17 protein-coding genes are annotated in these 17080 nt (G+C 57.7%); 12 read left to right on the forward strand and 5 right to left on the reverse strand.

Annotation, left to right across the window (positions count from 1 at the left end; all coding sequences use genetic code 11):
• Positions 1–24: 24 nt before the first annotated feature.
• Positions 25–3408, reverse strand: a complete 3384-nt coding sequence (locus AC2FJE_RS12385) for a YhdP family protein (protein WP_496754391.1) — start codon at positions 3406–3408, stop codon at positions 25–27.
• Between the two features lie 68 nt (positions 3409–3476).
• On the opposite strand from AC2FJE_RS12385, the gene AC2FJE_RS12390 reads away from it, so the two are divergent.
• From AC2FJE_RS12390 to AC2FJE_RS12410, 5 genes are all read left to right on the forward strand, one after another.
• Positions 3477–3938 carry a peroxiredoxin gene (locus AC2FJE_RS12390; RefSeq protein WP_496754393.1) on the forward strand — a complete coding sequence of 154 codons (462 nt, stop codon included), beginning with the start codon at positions 3477–3479 and terminating at the stop codon, positions 3936–3938.
• An 85-nt stretch (positions 3939–4023) separates the two neighbouring features.
• The gene (locus AC2FJE_RS12395) at positions 4024–4839 is read left to right on the forward strand and encodes a ferritin-like domain-containing protein (protein WP_496761061.1); all 816 of its coding nucleotides are present in this window, start codon (positions 4024–4026) and stop codon (positions 4837–4839) included.
• A gap of 178 nt (positions 4840–5017) precedes the next feature.
• On the forward strand, positions 5018–6343 hold the full coding sequence (locus tag AC2FJE_RS12400) for a DUF5930 domain-containing protein (RefSeq protein WP_496696758.1): 1326 nt from the start codon (positions 5018–5020) through the stop codon (positions 6341–6343).
• Positions 6333–6833 (forward strand): bactofilin family protein, encoded by a 501-nt coding sequence (locus AC2FJE_RS12405; RefSeq protein ID WP_058273990.1) that lies wholly within the window; start codon positions 6333–6335, stop codon positions 6831–6833. The genes AC2FJE_RS12400 and AC2FJE_RS12405 overlap by 11 nt, the downstream gene beginning before the upstream one ends.
• A 117-nt stretch (positions 6834–6950) precedes the next feature.
• Positions 6951–7760 carry a M90 family metallopeptidase gene (locus AC2FJE_RS12410; protein WP_496754395.1) on the forward strand — a complete coding sequence of 270 codons (810 nt, stop codon included), beginning with the start codon at positions 6951–6953 and terminating at the stop codon, positions 7758–7760.
• Between the two features lie 82 nt (positions 7761–7842).
• Here AC2FJE_RS12410 and AC2FJE_RS12415 read toward each other — a convergent pair whose 3' ends face one another.
• Complete coding sequence (locus AC2FJE_RS12415) at positions 7843–8697, reverse strand: hypothetical protein (protein ID WP_496696761.1); 855 nt, start codon at positions 8695–8697, stop codon at positions 7843–7845.
• Positions 8698–8794: 97 nt separating this feature from the next.
• Here AC2FJE_RS12415 and aqpZ point away from each other — a divergent pair, with 97 nt between their 5' ends.
• Complete coding sequence (gene aqpZ / locus AC2FJE_RS12420) at positions 8795–9484, forward strand: aquaporin Z (protein WP_108860372.1); 690 nt, start codon at positions 8795–8797, stop codon at positions 9482–9484.
• A gap of 85 nt (positions 9485–9569) precedes the next feature.
• Positions 9570–10412: an alpha/beta fold hydrolase gene (locus AC2FJE_RS12425; protein ID WP_496760995.1), complete on the forward strand. Its 843-nt coding sequence runs from the start codon at positions 9570–9572 to the stop codon at positions 10410–10412.
• 39 nt (positions 10413–10451) lie between these two features.
• On the opposite strand, the gene AC2FJE_RS12430 is transcribed toward AC2FJE_RS12425, so the two are convergent.
• Together AC2FJE_RS12430 and AC2FJE_RS12435 are read right to left on the reverse strand one after the other, a co-directional pair.
• Positions 10452–11000: a peptidylprolyl isomerase gene (locus AC2FJE_RS12430; protein WP_109311395.1), complete on the reverse strand. Its 549-nt coding sequence runs from the start codon at positions 10998–11000 to the stop codon at positions 10452–10454.
• Positions 10993–11499 (reverse strand): peptidylprolyl isomerase, encoded by a 507-nt coding sequence (locus AC2FJE_RS12435; protein ID WP_108860369.1) that lies wholly within the window; start codon positions 11497–11499, stop codon positions 10993–10995. The genes AC2FJE_RS12430 and AC2FJE_RS12435 overlap by 8 nt, the downstream gene beginning before the upstream one ends.
• 136 nt (positions 11500–11635) lie before the next feature.
• On the opposite strand from AC2FJE_RS12435, the gene AC2FJE_RS12440 reads away from it, so the two are divergent.
• The 3 genes from AC2FJE_RS12440 (at position 11636) to AC2FJE_RS12450 (ending at position 13697) form a co-directional block, all read left to right on the forward strand.
• Positions 11636–12826, forward strand: a complete 1191-nt coding sequence (locus AC2FJE_RS12440; RefSeq protein ID WP_496754399.1) for a phosphoglycerate kinase — start codon at positions 11636–11638, stop codon at positions 12824–12826.
• Positions 12827–12887: 61 nt separating this feature from the next.
• Positions 12888–13232, forward strand: a complete 345-nt coding sequence (locus AC2FJE_RS12445) for a lysozyme inhibitor LprI family protein (RefSeq protein WP_496754401.1) — start codon at positions 12888–12890, stop codon at positions 13230–13232.
• A gap of 165 nt (positions 13233–13397) precedes the next feature.
• The gene (locus tag AC2FJE_RS12450) at positions 13398–13697 is read left to right on the forward strand and encodes an FtsB family cell division protein (protein WP_058273997.1); all 300 of its coding nucleotides are present in this window, start codon (positions 13398–13400) and stop codon (positions 13695–13697) included.
• A 56-nt stretch (positions 13698–13753) separates the two neighbouring features.
• Here the strand turns inward: AC2FJE_RS12450 and AC2FJE_RS12455 are convergent, their stop codons facing one another.
• Positions 13754–14464 (reverse strand): hypothetical protein, encoded by a 711-nt coding sequence (locus tag AC2FJE_RS12455; protein ID WP_496760996.1) that lies wholly within the window; start codon positions 14462–14464, stop codon positions 13754–13756.
• Between the two features lie 243 nt (positions 14465–14707).
• On the opposite strand from AC2FJE_RS12455, the gene pdhA reads away from it, so the two are divergent.
• Together pdhA and AC2FJE_RS12465 are read left to right on the forward strand one after the other, a co-directional pair.
• Complete coding sequence (pdhA, locus tag AC2FJE_RS12460) at positions 14708–15697, forward strand: pyruvate dehydrogenase (acetyl-transferring) E1 component subunit alpha (RefSeq protein WP_058273998.1); 990 nt, start codon at positions 14708–14710, stop codon at positions 15695–15697.
• Between the two features lie 15 nt (positions 15698–15712).
• Positions 15713–17080 carry a pyruvate dehydrogenase complex E1 component subunit beta gene (locus AC2FJE_RS12465; protein WP_282169358.1) on the forward strand — a complete coding sequence of 456 codons (1368 nt, stop codon included), beginning with the start codon at positions 15713–15715 and terminating at the stop codon, positions 17078–17080.

Below are 17080 nucleotides of genomic sequence, written 5' to 3' on the forward strand. Positions count from 1 at the left end.
GGAATCAGCAACAGCCCATCCGGGTCAATTGTCCCGGGGCGGAGAACCAAAGGTCTTTTTGGGCTCATCCGGCTTTCTCGGCAGCGCGTTGGGACCATCTGATACAGTCGGGGCCGGTGCGCGCAGCAAATTGCGTAGGAACAGTGGCGCAAGGCCAGACAGCGGATTTACGGAAACCTTTGGCTTCGTAAGCGGCCCGGTCAGACTGTAGTTGAACCCGATGACCCCCTCGCCTTTTTTTGTGAAAACACTTCCGATTGCATTCACCAGATAGATCGGAGAGATCGCGCCACGCAGGTTCAGCATGCCCGCAACCGTGTCGATCGTGCCGTCAAAGGACAAGCCGATGGACGGGCCAACGGCGCTTCCACTGAGGACTTTGATTTCGGTCGGGGTGATCCGCATGCGGCTGTCGATAGTCGAGAAAAAGATCCCCTGCCCGGTCATCTCGTCCAAAAGTCCAACAAGACTGATCGCGTCTAACAGCGCGGCCATTGCCGGCGCGTCGGTAATGCGTGTGTTTAATATCTTGAGGATCACATCATAATTCCCCGGCGCGCTGACCGGTTCCAGTTGCAGATCCAAACTGCCGCCACGTGCCTGGGTGATCACGCCAGCTGACCGCAGGACGGCCCCTGCGTCCTTCGACTTTATGTTCACGGCGCTACCGCTGTCGCGCGGGCTCACCTGACCGCTGACCGCCGTGCCGCCGTTTACATTTGCCGTAAAGGTGCCGTTCACCCCGCCTGTGGTTTGAAACGCGCCCCGGAACCCGGTCAGTGCAATGTCTTCGGTCACCTGCAGGCGGTCCAACAGAACATCGATCCTTGGACCGGGGCCTGACCCTCCTCCGCCACCCCCCTCGCCGAAGGTTGCGCGACCCAGATTCATGACACCGCCCTGAACGACGATATTGGGGACAGGTCCGCCGGTGTTGATCAGTTCGGCCGGCACCGCCAGCCAGTTGCCCAGATCAAACGAACTGAACCGTATCCGGTCAAAGGCACCCCCGTCCCGGAAGAAGATCGAGGCTTTAGTGCGCAGCCCCGCGACATCAAGCGTCAGATCATCCACCTTGGGCTTTTCACCCAGCGTGGCGTCCAGTGTCATCTTTCCGGTCGCCCCCGTCCCTTTGCGCCAGCCAAGTTCAGGAATCGTCATCCCGACCCCGGCGAGGTCCGAAGTCGCAGAGAGTGTGACCGGTTCATCCGCGCCGATTCCAACGGTGATATCCGCTGTGCCTTTTCCAGTCAGCATGCCCGGCGGCAGCGGCACCTTCAGCTCGTTCATCAGCAAAGGCGACAGTTCGATCTGGCCCGTCAGTTCGCTGCGTTGAGGCCCGTCTCCGCCAATGGGCTGACGCCACGCGACCTGCATCGGCACTTGGCCGAATAAGCCGTAGCCGTCGATCTTCACCTCGGTCTGATTGCCGGACAGGTTCAAAAGGTCAGCGCTGACCGAATAGTCAGGTACAAGTTTGTCGCTTTGCACATTGTCGATTTCACCGGTGTAGTGGAATTCGGTGTCGTGAAACTTCAGCCCCTTTTTCAGTGGCAATGACAAGGTGCCTGACAAGCTTACGTCACCAGCCGCCAAATCGACCGGCAAGTTGGCTTTAGACATCAGGCTTAGTGGTGGTCGGTCCAGCAGCGACAAGGCGGCCTCGACGCTGCCGCTCGCCTCGATCCGAGCAATCGCCGGTGTTCCGCCCTTGGCAGTTGTATCCGGGATGATGAACGAGGTTCCCGAGGCATCCACCGCGCCACCCTGATCGGCGATGACAACCCCTTTTTCAGCCGTGACGGTAAAGCGATCTTTCAGCAGGCTAAGCCGGCCCCGCCCGTCCTGGATCAGCGGCAAGGTCTTGGCAAACCTGATCTTGGCCTCATCGAACCCAAGGCCCAGATAGAGGTCCGGCTTACTGCCCGGATGCAAGCGTAGTGAAAACTCCACATCCGAAAACTGACCTTCGAACAGGTTTTCCGACACCCATTTCCGCGGGTTCGGCGCCAATCTTTCGGGCCAGTATCGCAACAGGTTCTCGGACCCCATCTTGTCCAGTTGCGCATCAAACGCGGCATCCCAGCCGTCGGGCTGGCCGATCAACCTGCCCGTTGCGTGCAATTCGTGCAGCGCATCGGTGATGATTAACTGTCCCAGCTGCAGCTCGAACGGCGCAAGCTTGAGTTGAAAATCCACATCCGCCCGCGCCGTTTCCAGCGATTCCGGGAACAGACCACCGGGGTAGATATCGATACTGTTCAGGGTCAGCTGTGACGTCAGGCTTTCAAGAACACCGTTTTCGACCCCGTTCAAATAGGCTTTGCCTTCGGCCTGCACGGCCCCCACATCGGACACGACCGAGGCCTCGTTGAATTCCAGAACATGACGCGCAGGGTCATAGGTGAAATAAGCGCGCGCGGATTCGAACCCGATCGGGCGCGTCTCGGGTCTGGGCTGCAGGACACCCTCGCCCAGGTTCAACGTCGCAAAAAGCGGACCCAGCGCGGCCTGCCCATCTACACTGCCCCGTAACGCGCCGGAAATCGGAGCGTTGAGCACCTGCAACCACGCCAGTGCAACGCTTTGGGTGGCAATGTCTTCCGAGGGAAGATCGGTGATCGAAACCCCAAAACTCGCCTGAGGTGTACCAAGCACACTGGTATAGTTCGCCTCGATCGTGCTGGCATAGTCGCGCCCGGTCAGCACCGAAAACCCGGTCGCCAGCCGCATTTCATCCCCGTCCCGGATGATCGAGATATGCCCGCCGTCAAACACCCAGGCCCGCCCCAGTCGCAGATCCTGATAATCCAGCGTCAGCGATTCCAGATCGACCGCCCGCAATCCTGACAGAAACGGGGACAGGAACACATCATCCGATTCCTCGATAAGCTGCGCCAGCGTCGGGGCCTTTTGCACCGGGGCACTGCCCGACCCAACTGTTAGCGACAGCGCACCGTCCTCACCACGGGTCAAAGCAATCTGCGCGCCCAGCATAGTGATCCGCCGCGGTCTGATCTTACCGCGCAGCAATTCGCGCATCGACAGGCGTGTCCGCAAATCCGATATCTGAGCGATCTGATGACCCGCTGCATCGCTGATGGTCACATCCGTCAATCGGATTCGCGGGCGCCACTTATCGTTTACGATAAAGCTGGCGTCCCCAAAGGTGAATTTCAAACCGCCAAGGCTGCGTTCAAGGCGCGCTTCTACTTTCTGCGTGACCCATTCCGGCGCGTGCAGCTGTTTTCCGATCAGAAAGAACCAGCCCGCTCCGACCATCAGGCACATTAAAAGCAGGGTTCCAATGCTCCAGCGCGCGGCGATACGACGACGTGATCGGCGGCGGACAGGCGTCTCGGGCCGGTCGCCACTTGCGTCTTCGTGCTGAGCCAATTTTTTATCCAAGTCTTTCAACCCGCTCGCGTCGCCCTATTATGCCGGGCAGCACTTAAAATCCTTTAGCGGAGTTTCCAATGCCCGACGTGACAGACATCGCCCCTGATTTCACATTACCCCGCGACGGCGGCGGCGAAGTGACCCTTTCGGACCTGCGCGGCGGTGCCGTCGTTCTGTTTTTCTATCCCCGCGATGATACGCCGGGCTGCACCAAGGAATCCATCGGTTTCTCGGAACAACTTCAGGCCTTTGCAGATGCGGGGGCTCAAGTTTTCGGCATCTCGCGGGACAGCGTCGCCAAGCACGACAAATTTGTCGCCAAGCACAGCCTGACGACCCCGCTGTTGTCGGACGAAGGGTCTTCGGTCTGCGAAGACTATGGCGTCTGGGTTGAAAAGAACATGTACGGCAAGAAATCCATGGGAATTCAGCGCGCGACCTTCCTGATCGATGGCGAGGGCAAGATCGCCAGGGCCTGGCGCAAGGTCAAAGTCCCCGGCCACGTGGACGAGGTGCTTGAGGCTGCGCGCGCCCTGTAACCCTCTCGACCATGGCTGCCATCCGGTTTAAGAGCCGTCCACCCCAATCAGCGGAGACAACGCGGTGTCCAAAACACTGACTCAGATGGCGACCGAAGTCCTGACAACAGCGGATGGTCGTGAAAAGACCACTCTGTCCAAGCGCCATGCCGCAGCCTGGTTCGCTTCGCGCAAGGGCGACGCGCCTGAGATTGAGGTGGGAACCGCAACTCCGCCGCTGAGCCCCGCCCGCCCGGAAAAGCCCGAGCTGCTGTCGCCGCGTGAGGTTCCAAAGCGCAAGCCCGGGACCGAGGCTGGGCGTATTGCCCTGCTTCACGCAGTTGCGCATATCGAGCTGAACGCCGTTGACCTGCATTGGGATATCATCGCGCGATTTGGCCACGTGCCGATGCCGATCGGGTTTTACGATGACTGGGTCAAATGTGCCGAGGAAGAATCGCGGCATTTTGAGATGGTCTGTGACTGTCTGGAAAGCATGGGCAGCCACTATGGCGCCCTACCCGCGCATGCTGGAATGTGGCGCGCGGCCGAAGACACCGCCGAAGACCTGATGGGACGGCTGGCGGTTGTCCCCATGGTGCTTGAGGCGCGCGGGCTGGACGTGACACCCGGCATGATCAACATATTCCGCAAGGCCAAGGCAGAACAGGCAATCGCCGCGCTCGAGGTCATCTATGCCGAAGAAGTGGGCCACGTGGCTTATGGATCAAAATGGTTCCATTTCCTGTGTGGGCGTGAAAACGCGGATCCCAAGGATGTGTTTCACCAATTGGTGCGCCAGTATTTCCATGGCGTCCTGAAGCCCCCGTTTAACGAAGAAAAACGGGCCGAGGCTGGGCTGCCGCCGGATTTCTACTGGCCTCTGACGGAAGACTTGCCATTGCCGGGACAGACCCAATAACGGGCTCAAGTTGAAGGTATCGGCAATTTCTCGCCTAGAATCGGCGGCAAAAACCAGTAACGCAGGGTCGGTAAGTTAACAAACTTGCCCAAAACAAATTGCCGCTTTATGCACTTCGCCCAAGGGACGGCTATCACTCACGACCGATCCCGATCTTGGGGATGGAGAGGTGAGACGCGTGAGAACACGTCTGGCAATTAAATTACATTCATTGTTTGAGCGGCATTTTCCCGAACGCCGTGTCTTTCTGAAATCAGACAATGATACGCGATTCATTCGGCTAAGCTCGGAAACGCAAGTTGTCGCCGTCGCTGGCGTTGCACTGTTCGTGGGTTGGACAGCCGTTGCGACCGCGATCCTTCTGATGGACAGCATCGGGTCGGGCAACTTCCGGGAACAGGCAAAACGCGATCAGGCGACCTATCAGGAACGTCTGAATATCATGTCCGCAGAACGGGACGTGCGCGCGCAAGAGGCTCTGGCAGCTCAGGACCGGTTCAACGCAGCGCTTGAGCAGATTTCGGCCATGCAGTCGGAACTGCTGGCGTCGGAAAACCGCCGCCGCGAGCTTGAGACCGGGATTGAGGTTATCCAGACCACGCTGCGCGCCACCATGAAACAGCGCGAAGAAGCTCGGACAGAGCTGGTCAAGCTTGAGCAGGAAGCGGGCGAAGGCGACATGTACATGGCCGCCGTTGCCAACCCCGAGCAGATGAACTTTATGACCGAGGCGCTGTCCCGCACCGCCGAGGAACGCGATCAGATTGCCGCCAATGCGAAGGACGCGCTGGAACAGCGTGACGATCTTGAGTTGGAAATCCGGCTGATGCAGGAACGCAGCGACGAGATCTTCCGCCAGTTGGAAGAGGCGATGGTGATCTCGGTCGAACCACTGGACAAGATGTTCCGTCAGGCCGGCATGCCCACCGACCGCATCATCGAAGAAGTTCGCCGCGGCTATAGCGGCATGGGCGGCCCCCTAACCCCTATTTCTTTTAGCACGCGCGGTGAGGAACTGACCCCCGACGAGATCCGCGCAAATACTCTGTTGCAACAGATGGATCAGTTGAACCTGTATCGAATTGCAGCAGAGAAAGCGCCGTTTGCAAGCCCCGTCAATTCCGTCGTGCGATTCACGAGCGGTTACGGGACGCGCCGCGACCCCAAGACAGGTGGTCGCCGCATGCATAACGGCGCCGATTTCGCCGGTGCCCATGGCACCGACATTTTTGCCACCGCCGACGGTGTGGTCACCCATGCCGGCTGGCAGTCCGGGTTTGGACGGCTGGTAAAAATCAAGCACGCGTTCGGAATTGAGACACTTTATGCCCATAACACGAAGATACGCGTGAAGGTTGGTCAAAGGGTCTCGCGCGGGGATCATATTGCTGATATGGGTAGCACCGGACGGTCGACCGGCACGCACCTGCACTATGAAGTTCGCGTGAATGGAAAACCTGTTAACCCAATGACTTACATCAAGGCTGCGAGAAATGTTTTCTAAGAGCAAAATCAACGAGCCCTCGTCCACTGCACCCGAGGCGGCAAAACCCGCTGCACCGGCGACACCGGCGGCCCCTGCACCGGCAGAAAACAAGGCCAGCACCGCGCCCAAGCCTAAGCCACCGGCATCGGTTCTGTCTTCGGACCTGCACATCACGGGCAACCTGAAGACCTCGGGCGATATCCAGGTCGAAGGCACTGTCGAGGGCGACATCCGTGCGCATCTGCTGACAATCGGTGAGACCGCCACCATCAAAGGCGAAGTCACTGCCGATGACGTCGTGATAAACGGCCGCATCGTGGGCCGTGTCCGTGGCTTGAAAGTTCGCCTGACCTCGTCCGCACGTGTCGAAGGCGACATCATCCACAAGACCATCGCGATCGAAAGCGGTGCGCATTTCGAAGGATCGGTTCAGCGTCAGGACGACCCCCTGAACCCGGGCCGCAGCGGCAAGGCGGGTGCCAACCCGGCAGCCGAGGTCAAGCAGTAACGCGGACCACTGTCCAAAGTTTCGAACGCCGCGGGGAAACCTGCGGCGTTTTTCATTTGACGGGGACGATCGAGTTTTCCGGTTCCAACCGCCCGGCGCGTCCTTATAGTGACCTTTATGTTGTTCTTTTTCACCGCCTTGGCGCTTATCGCCGGTTTCGTACTGTATCGCTACTGGTCCAAGTCCCGAGCGCGCCAACAGCTTTTGTCCACGCCCCTGACAGACCACCAACGCATCCTTATCGAACAGCAAGTGCCTCTGATCCGCCGCCTGCCCCTTGACCTGCGTGTCAAACTGGACGGCAAGGTGAATCTATTTCTGGATCAGGTTCGTTTCTTTGGTTGCGACGGGCAGGACGTAACCGAGGAGATGGAACTGGCCATCGCCGCGCAGGCCTGCTTGCTCATTGTGAACAGCGATCTTTGGTATCAAAACCTGACAACAATCCTGATCTACCCGAACGCTTTTAAGTCTCGGCAGCGCCGACAGGAAGGATACGTCGTCAGCGAGAAAGAGATCGTGCGCACCGGTGAAAGCTGGGACCGGGGACCGGTTATTCTCTCCTGGACCCACAGCAAACTTGGCGCGCTGAATGATCATGACGGGCAGAACGTCGTACTTCATGAGTTCGCCCACCAAATCGACGACCTGTCTGGGGGAACCAACGGTGTTCCGATCCTAAGCGACGGACAAAGCTTTGCCGAATGGGAACGCGTGTTCCTGACCGCATATGACTCCCATGTACGCGCTGTCGAAAGTGGACGGCACACGGTCATAGATCCCTATGGCGCGACCGGGCACGAGGAGTTTTTTGCCGTCTCTGTCGAGGTCTTTTTCGAACAGCCCCGCGCGTTGAAGGCGGCTGTACCCGAGGTATATGACCAGCTTTCCAAACTGTTCCGACTGGACCCGGTAAGCTGGGCTTAACTCGTGGAAGTTGGAACAAGCATTGATCTATTGATCCTGTGTGAGGCGCACTGCGACTGTTCTTAGGGATCAGCGCGTGTCTTTAACGCTCCGCCCAGCTTGACACTGAACGGAACCCATTTCCTTCCAACGCCTCGTTAGCAAGAATAAAGCGTTCCCGAACCCGGTTGATTTCATCATCTGAAAAAAGACCGTCCGCGTCCAGGTCCGACGCCGCGACTGCTGCCCAAAGCGGTTCAGTAAACTCTTCAAACGTAACGGCTGCGTCACCGTCAATGTCAAAGTCATCGAAGTAAGGGACGGGCTTCGGCCTGGCCGTTTCTTCAGCCCCCGTCCAGCCGCCTTTCGGATCGACGACGGGAATATTACCGTTTTCAGCCGCTCCCATCACACCCCGGATACGGGCCGTTTGCTCACCAAGTTTTTGCCAAAACCGCACGGTGGCCTCTTCAAAAGTCGCCCCTTGACCATACAGATGATAGGCCGGTCCCCAGGCATCTTTTGAGAAGAAAACTTCAAGTTCTGCCTGCGTGACCACACCGTCCCGGTCCAGATCGTATCGCGCTGGCTCTTTGGTAATGGAAAACGAATACTTGTTCGAAACGACCCGCAAATAGTCCACTGCGTCCGCCTGAGACAGCACGCCATCCGCGTTCGACATCAGAGCAAAATAATTCCCAGCAACCTGCTGCCGAACGTCGTCGGTTGTGATCTCGGCAGGAGAAAAGGTCATAATGCTGCGAAACGCTGCACCGAGATAGAAATCAGCGCCATTTGGAAGTTCCACTTGTTCGGCGCCTGCCGAATTGATGAAACCAAGATACAGAAATGCGGAGCGCAGAGCGCAATTTCTCAGACGCAATCGATTGGGCATCTTTATAAACCTACACATGCTAATATTGTGAGTGAGTATTTGTCCTTTCCCTTCCCAATACAACCCAAACAGGAATCCAGGTACAGGCTGCTTTCTTACAATTTCACAAAATGAACTTTTTGAATTAACCTTAAACCCATTGTTTTCTGGAGGACTTTTAATGTCATCAAAACTTATGGCTGAATTCTTTGGTACCTTCTGGCTCGTGCTTGGCGGCTGTGGTAGCGCCGTTCTGGCCGCTGGGGTCGCCGATGTAGGTATCGGGTGGCTTGGCGTTGCCTTTGCCTTTGGCCTGACCGTTCTGACAATGGCCTATGCCGTTGGGCACATCTCGGGCGGCCATTTCAACCCCGCAGTCAGTCTTGGGCTGATGATCGGGGGGCGGTTTCCGGCGAAGGACCTTATCCCCTATTGGATCGCTCAGGTTATCGGCGCGATTGCTGCAGCTGCGGTCTTGTATCTGATCGTCAGCGGCGCGCCCGGCTTTGAAGGCGTGGGTGGGTTTGCCTCGAACGGTTATGGTGAGGCATCACCCGAGGGCTATTCGCTGATGTCCGCTCTGGTGATCGAGATCGTCATGACCGCGTTCTTCATCATCATCATCCTTGGGGCCACTTCCAGCGGCGCTCCTGCCGGGTTCGGCCCCATCGCCATCGGACTTGGATTGACATTGATCCACCTGATCTCGATCCCGGTGACCAACACATCCGTCAACCCGGCCCGGTCCACAGGGGTTGCTTTGTTCGCGGACGCGCCTGCCCTTGGGCAGCTCTGGCTATTCTGGGTCGCACCCCTGATCGGTGGCGCAATCGGCGCATTGATCTGGAAGGCGATGACAACAGACGACTAATGGCCAAGCGGGGGATTATTTCCCCCGCTTTCCTGTTCCTAAGCTATCATCCCTGACGAGACGACGCGAAACCAGGGAGGTAGACATGCTTCGAACACTGATGGTCACTGCGATAACGTTGACCGCGACAGCGGGACTGGCACAGGATGCCTGGCTGACAATCCCCGAAACGCCCGATATGTCCGAGGCCGCGTCCAGTGGTACCGCCAGCGTGAATGGCATCGACATGTATTACGCCACCTATGGATCGGCAGAGGGCACACCCGTCCTGTTGATCCATGGCGGTCTTGCGCATGGCGATATCTGGGCAGCACAAGTGGCTGATCTGTCCAGCGACCACAGCGTGATTGTGGCAGATACCCGAGGGCATGGCCGGTCAACCAATGATGGCAGCACCTACAGCTATGAATTGCTGGCGCAGGACTATCTGGCGCTGCTGGATCATCTGAATGTCGGACAGGTGCATCTGGTTGGATGGTCGGATGGTGCCAACATTGGCTACACGATTTCGACCACTGCGCCTGACCGTCTTGCCAGCCATTTCGCCCATGCGGGCAATGTCACGCTGGATGGGATCGATCCTTCAGTAGAAACCAACGAAGTCTTCGGTTCTTACGTCGGAATGATGGCCGGGGACTATGCCGCCATGTCCCCCACCCCGGACGGGTTCGAAGCGTTCCTGGGCGGTGTCGCGGCCATGTGGGCCACAGAAAAGCCCGGCGGGCTTGAGGGGCTGCAATCGGTGACCGTGCCCACTCTGGTCGTGCAGAGCGAACATGACGAGGCCATCCTTACCGAACACTCGCAAGCGATTGCCGAGGCGATCCCTGATGCTGATCTTCTGATTTTGAAAGACGTTAGTCACTTTGCGTCGTTTCAAGACCCGGATGCATATACGCAAGCGATCAGAGGCTTCATCGACCAATGACGAAAAACCCGGCGCTGGTGCCAGCGCCGGGTTCAAGGATTATTCGGTGACGGTGACTTTTTTCATCACGTCCGGCTGGCCGATAATGGCACCGTTCTGACCCTCACCGCGTTTGATCGCGTCAACCACGTCCATGCCGTCAGTCACCTGACCAACAACCGTGTACTGGCCGTTCAGGAACGGGCCCGGTTCGAACATGATAAAGAACTGCGAGTTTGCGCTGTTGGGGTCTTGCGCCCGCGCCATGCCAACCACGCCACGGTCGAATTCGAAATCAGAAAACTCGGCCGGAAGGTCTGCACGGTCGGAACCGCCTGTGCCGGCGCGGCGCATGTCGCCACCCAAACGGCCATGTTCCACGTCGCCGGTCTGCGCCATGAAGCCGTCAATCACGCGGTGAAACACCACGCCATCGTACTTGCCTTCATTGGCCAGAGCAGCGATCTGCTCAACATGTTTCGGAGCAATATCATCGAACAGGTCGATGGTGACAGTGCCATTGGCCCCCTCACCTTCGATCTCGACCTCAAGACCCGTGGCCAGCGCAGGGCTGGCCAACAAGGCAAAAGCGGCAGCCAGCTTATACATCAGCCGCCACCTTGACACTGATCATCCGATCAGGGCTCGCTGGTGGCTCGCCTCGTACGATGGCGTCCACATGCTCCATTCCGTCGATGACACGGCCATAAACAGTGTACTGGCCGTTCAGGAAATGATTGTCGCCGAAGTTGATGAAGAACTGCGAGTTCGCCGAATCCGGGTTCTGCGACCGGGCCGCGCCCAAAGTGCCACGATCATGGGGCAGTTTCGAGAACTCGGCCGGAACGTTCGGCAGAGACGATCCGCCGGTGCCCGCCATGCGCAGGTTGAACCCGTCTTCCATGTCGCCATGCTGCACGTCGCCGGTCTGCGCCATGAAACCGTCGATCACACGGTGAAAGGCCACGTTGTCATATTCGCCATTGCGCGCCAGTTCTTTCATGCGGGCGCTGTGCTGCGGTGCCACGTCAGGCAGCAGCTCAATGACGACATTGCCGCCTTTGAGTTCGACGATGATTGTGTTTTCGGGATCCTTGATCTCGGCCATGAGGCCCTCCTGTCGTTTTATCTTGCGCAAATACCTATGCGCCGGGCGCGCGAATGCCAAGTGACGCATTGACCTGAGGGCAAAATGCAGGAAAAGAACCGCCTAAGTCACTTTCACATTTGTCGAGGATTGCGCGATGGGCTGGAAAACACTGGACGACATGGACCTGAACGGCAAACGCGTGCTGGTGCGCGTGGATATCAACGTGCCGGTGGTCGACGGGGTCGTGACCGACGCCACCCGTATTGAGCGCATCGTGCCGACCGTTAAGGACATCTTGGCCGCTGGCGGCAAGCCCATCCTGCTGGCGCATTTCGGACGCCCGGGCGGAGAGCGCCGGCAGAACCTGTCGCTGAAGCAGCTTGTTCCGACGCTGGAGACGGCCTTTGGCACCAAGGTTCGGTTTGGCGATGACTGCGTCGGGATCGAGGCGGAAACCGCAGCGGCCAACCTGGGTGCTGGCGAGGTGCTTTTACTGGAAAACACGCGCTTTCACGCTGCGGAAACAAAGAACAGTCCGGAACTGGCTGCCGGCATGGCAAAAATGGGCGACGTGTACTGCAACGATGCTTTTTCGGCGGCTCACCGCGCGCATAGCTCGACCGAGGCGCTTGCCCGTCTTCTGCCCGCCTGCGCGGGCCGCCTGATGCAGCAAGAGCTTAGCGCGTTGGAAGCCGCGTTAGGCGCGCCTAAACGCCCGGTCACTGCGGTGGTCGGCGGCGCCAAGGTTTCAACCAAGCTGGACCTGTTGGGCAACCTGATCGAAAAGGTGGATTACTTGATTATTGGCGGTGGCATGGCGAACACGTTCCTCGTCGCGCAAGGCGTAAACGTCGGCAAGTCGCTGGCAGAAACGGCGATGAAAGACACCGCCGCTGAGATTCTGACCAAGGCCGAGACAACCGGCTGTCAGATTGTCCTGCCCCGCGATGTCGTGGTCGCTGAAAAGTTCGAAGCCCACGCCCCCAATCAGGTTCTACCAGCGGATCAATGCCCCGAAGACAGCATGATCCTTGACGCTGGTCCGGAAACCGTTGCGGAAATCACTGCGATTTTCGACAAGAGCCAAACGCTTATCTGGAACGGCCCGCTGGGTGCATTCGAGATTGAACCATTCGATGCCGCCACCAACGCAGCGGCCCTGAAAGCGGCTGAGCTGACACGGTCCGGACAGCTTGTGTCGGTCGCAGGCGGTGGTGACACGGTCGCTGCGCTGAATGCGTCCGGTGCTGCCAAGGACTTTTCATACATCTCGACTGCAGGGGGTGCCTTCCTGGAATGGATGGAAGGCAAAACGCTGCCCGGTGTTGCGGCACTGGATCAGTAACCCCTATCTGTCTGGCAATCGGCATTCATGGTACTCTCTTCGTCAAACCGGGAGATGCACCATGAAAGCTGTTGCCGTCCTTGCCACCACCCTGCTGCCCGTCACGACATATGTGCAATCCCACTGCAACGGGCACACACAGCTCGATCTCAATTTTTGCGCCAAAGAGAAATGGGAAGTGGCAGATCAGGATCTGAACAGCCTTTGGTCAGAGATCAAACCCTTATCGGACACGCGTGGTGATGGCCAAGCCCTGCTGACCGAGCAACGCGCCTGGCTGAAACGTCGTGACGCGACCTGTGACCCCGAGCTGGAAAGCGACGGTAGCGCGGCCCCCATGTTCTATTGGGCCTGCATGGAAGAACAAACCCTGCAGCGCAATCAAGCGCTTGAAGCCTGGCGATAACCACTTTTCAACCCAGCCAAATTTATGGGGCGAACATGTTTTTTCTGCTGATCATGAAAAATTGCGAATCGAGGGATTCACAAGCCGAATCACCTGTGACATAGTGCAGACAGATGTCCGAAAAGGGCACGTTTTTGAGGCAGACTTCATACGGCGGTAAACAGAGTGTCCCGTTCCCATCGGCCCGGTTTGGGCGCAGTTGCATTTTTCATGGTGGCTTTCACGTTAGGTGTTTATTTCACCTTTGCAGCCGTGCAAGGCGACTATGGCCTGTTCCGACGGGTCGAGATTGCAGCGGAACGGGACGCCCTGTCGCGCGACCTTGCCAAACTTGATGCCGAGATCACGGAAATGGAAAACCTGACGCGCCGCCTGTCGGACAATTACCTGGATCTGGATCTTTTGGATCAGCAGGCGCGGTCCGTGCTGGGCATGATCCGCTCGGATGAGATCGTCATCCGCTGAGCCGATTGAGCGATGGTTCTTTGACCAAAGCACCTGACGGCCCGGGATGAAATGGCTCACGCGGAACTTGGCCTGACGCTTTCTTTAGTCGGAAATTCATACCCGAATTCGGATATCTCGGCGGCAAAGACATTCGCCACGATATCGACGTTCGCATTATCGAAATTCTCGCCGTAGAAAACACCGATGTCATATTCTTTTCGGATACCAGAGTTCCAACGCCGATCACCCAGCGAGACATCTGTGATCCCCCTCTCAGCCATCAGGGTGTTGAAATCTGATTGCAAACTCTCGTAGCGCAGAACGCGGTCGACCGCCAATTGCCCATTCTCAGAATACAGATGAAAGTCTGAAAAGAATCGCAGCTGCAAATTGCAGAACCGATGAAACGATTCCCCAACATCAACAATCTTGTACCCGCGCTGGTGCATCCAGAAATAAAAAGCAGAAACCGCCTTATCCCACGGGTTGCGTTCGACGCAGAAGCTGAAACATCCGTCGCAAAGGTCCCCGAGATAAGTTCGCGCCACTGCGATTCCGTTGTGGGGATTGCGCGCCCTTACGTGGCCTTCCGACCTTTCCCTAAGCAAACGCAACGAGCCGCGTACAATGAACTGCTTGCCCGCGCGCTGTTCTTCCTCCTCCTTGGTGAAGGGCGTCGCAAAATCGCCCTGTGCAAGGTGCTTACTAAGTGCAATTTCAATAGAAGTCCCAGCAGTCTTTTTTGTTTTGATAAACATAAGCTTATCTTGTCGCAGGATCATCATTCGGAAAGAACTCCACAGTTCGGGCGCGAGCATCTATAGCCCAACGTAACTTGTCAAAAAAGCGTAGCGCCAGTCAATCGGAGATAACATCCGGGAAATGGAACTGACGCAAAAATGGCCTGAGTTTTGAAGCCGGACGGCTCGCCCTACGCTGCGTCACATTTCTGCTCGCCAGAAAGCAGGAAATGCTTTATGAAATAGTTTAACGCTAAACTATCTTGCCGAGAGGGGGAGATCGCCAACATGGCTGCGCGAAAAACCACAAAGAAACCAAACGTTTCTGCGGAAGAACTTACCGAATATTACCGTGAAATGCTGCTGATCCGCCGATTCGAAGAAAAGGCCGGTCAGCTCTATGGCATGGGTCTGATTGGCGGTTTCTGCCACCTCTATATTGGCCAAGAGGCCGTTGTCGTCGGCCTTGAGGCTGCGACTGAAGAAGGTGACAAGCGGATTACCTCTTACCGCGACCACGGTCACATGCTGGCTTGCGGCATGGATCCGGGTGGCGTGATGGCCGAGCTGACCGGTCGCATTGGCGGTCTGTCCAAAGGCAAGGGCGGCTCGATGCACATGTTCTCGAAAGAGAAGCATTTCTATGGCGGCCACGGCATTGTTGGCGCGCAGGTTCCGCTGGGTGCGGGTCTGGCATTTGCCGACAAATACAAAGGCAACGGTCGCGTGACCTTTACCTATTTCGGTGACGGTGCAGCGAACCAGGGCCAGGTTTATGAGACATTCAACATGGCCGCCCTTTGGGACCTGCCGGTAGTGTTCGTGATCGAGAACAACCAATACGCCATGGGTACGGCGCAGGCGCGCTCGACCTCGACCAAGGATATCTACCACCGCGGCGAAGCGTTCGGCATCCCCGGTGAGATCGTCAACGGCATGGATGTACTTGCGGTCAAAGCCGCAGGGGAAAAGGCTGTCGCGCACTGCCGTGCGGGTAAAGGCCCCTATATCCTCGAGATCAAGACCTACCGCTACCGCGGCCACTCGATGTCCGACCCGGCCAAGTACCGCACCCGCGAAGAGGTTCAGAAGGTTCGTGAGCAAAGCGACCCGATCGAACATGTGCGCGAGCTGCTGCTGACCGGTAAACACGCGACCGAGGATGATTTGAAGGCGATCGACAAAGAGATCAAAGAGATCGTCAATCAAGCCGCCGAATTCTCGAAAGAAAGCCCCGAGCCTTCCGTCGAAGAGCTCTGGACCGACATTTACGCCTGAGAGGACGACTAAGACATGGCAACCGAAATTCTCATGCCCGCCCTTTCGCCCACAATGGAAGAGGGCACATTGGCCAAGTGGCTGATCAAGGAAGGCGACACCGTATCCAGCGGCGACATCATGGCCGAGATCGAAACCGACAAGGCGACAATGGAGTTCGAAGCCGTCGATGAAGGCATCGTCGGCAAGATCCTGATCGCCGAAGGCACCGAAGGGGTAAAAGTGAACACTCCTATCGCGGTGCTGGTTGAAGAAGGCGAAGACGCCTCCGCCATTCCCGCAGCTGCACCTGCGGCGGTGGCCGAGGCGGCCCCTGCGGCAGCAGAGACCGCTGCCCCTGCTGCAACTGCACCTGCCGCGCCTAAGGTGGATCTTTCCCCGGACTGGCCAGCAGATGCGCCGATGAAACAGCAGACCGTGCGTGAAGCTTTGCGCGATGCGATGGCCGAAGAAATGCGTGGTGACGAGGACGTCTACCTGATGGGCGAAGAAGTCGCCGAGTATCAGGGCGCCTACAAAATCAGCCAGGGCATGCTGGACGAGTTCGGCAGCAAGCGCGTGATCGACACCCCGATTACCGAACACGGGTTTGCCGGCATCGCCGTCGGATCCGCCATGGCCGGACTGAAACCGATTGTCGAGTTCATGACCTTCAACTTCGCCATGCAGGCGATTGACCAGATCATCAACTCGGCGGCCAAGACGCTCTACATGTCCGGTGGTCAGATGGGTTGTCCTATCGTGTTCCGTGGCCCCAACGGTGCCGCTGCTCGCGTCGGTGCGCAGCACAGCCAGGATTACGCAGCGTGGTATATGCAAATACCGGGCCTGAAAGTGGTGATGCCCTATTCCGCAGCCGATGCAAAAGGTCTGTTGAAGTCGGCGATCCGCGATCCGAACCCGGTTGTGTTCTTAGAAAACGAAATCCTTTACGGTCGTTCTTTCGACATGCCGCAGGTGGACGATCTGACCGTCCCGCTGGGCAAGGCGCGTATCTGGCGCGAAGGCACGGATGTAACCATCGTCAGCTTTGGCATCGGCATGCAATATGCGCTTGAGGCCGCCGACAAGCTGGCCGAGGACGGTATCAGTGCCGAGGTGATCGACCTGCGCACTATCCGGCCAATGGACACAGGCGCGATTATCAACTCTGTGATGAAGACCAACCGTCTGGTGACCGTCGAAGAAGGCTGGCCGCAAGGCTCGGTCGGCGGCTACATCTCATCCGTGGTGATGCAGGAAGCGTTCGATTACCTCGACGCGCCGGTCATCAACTGCACCGGCAAGGATGTTCCGATGCCTTATGCCGCAAATCTGGAAAAGCTGGCCCTGATCACAACCGAAGAAGTGATCGCCGCCGTCAAACAAGTGACCTACCGGTAA

The organism is Ruegeria sp. CDSC002, from assembly GCF_059610905.1.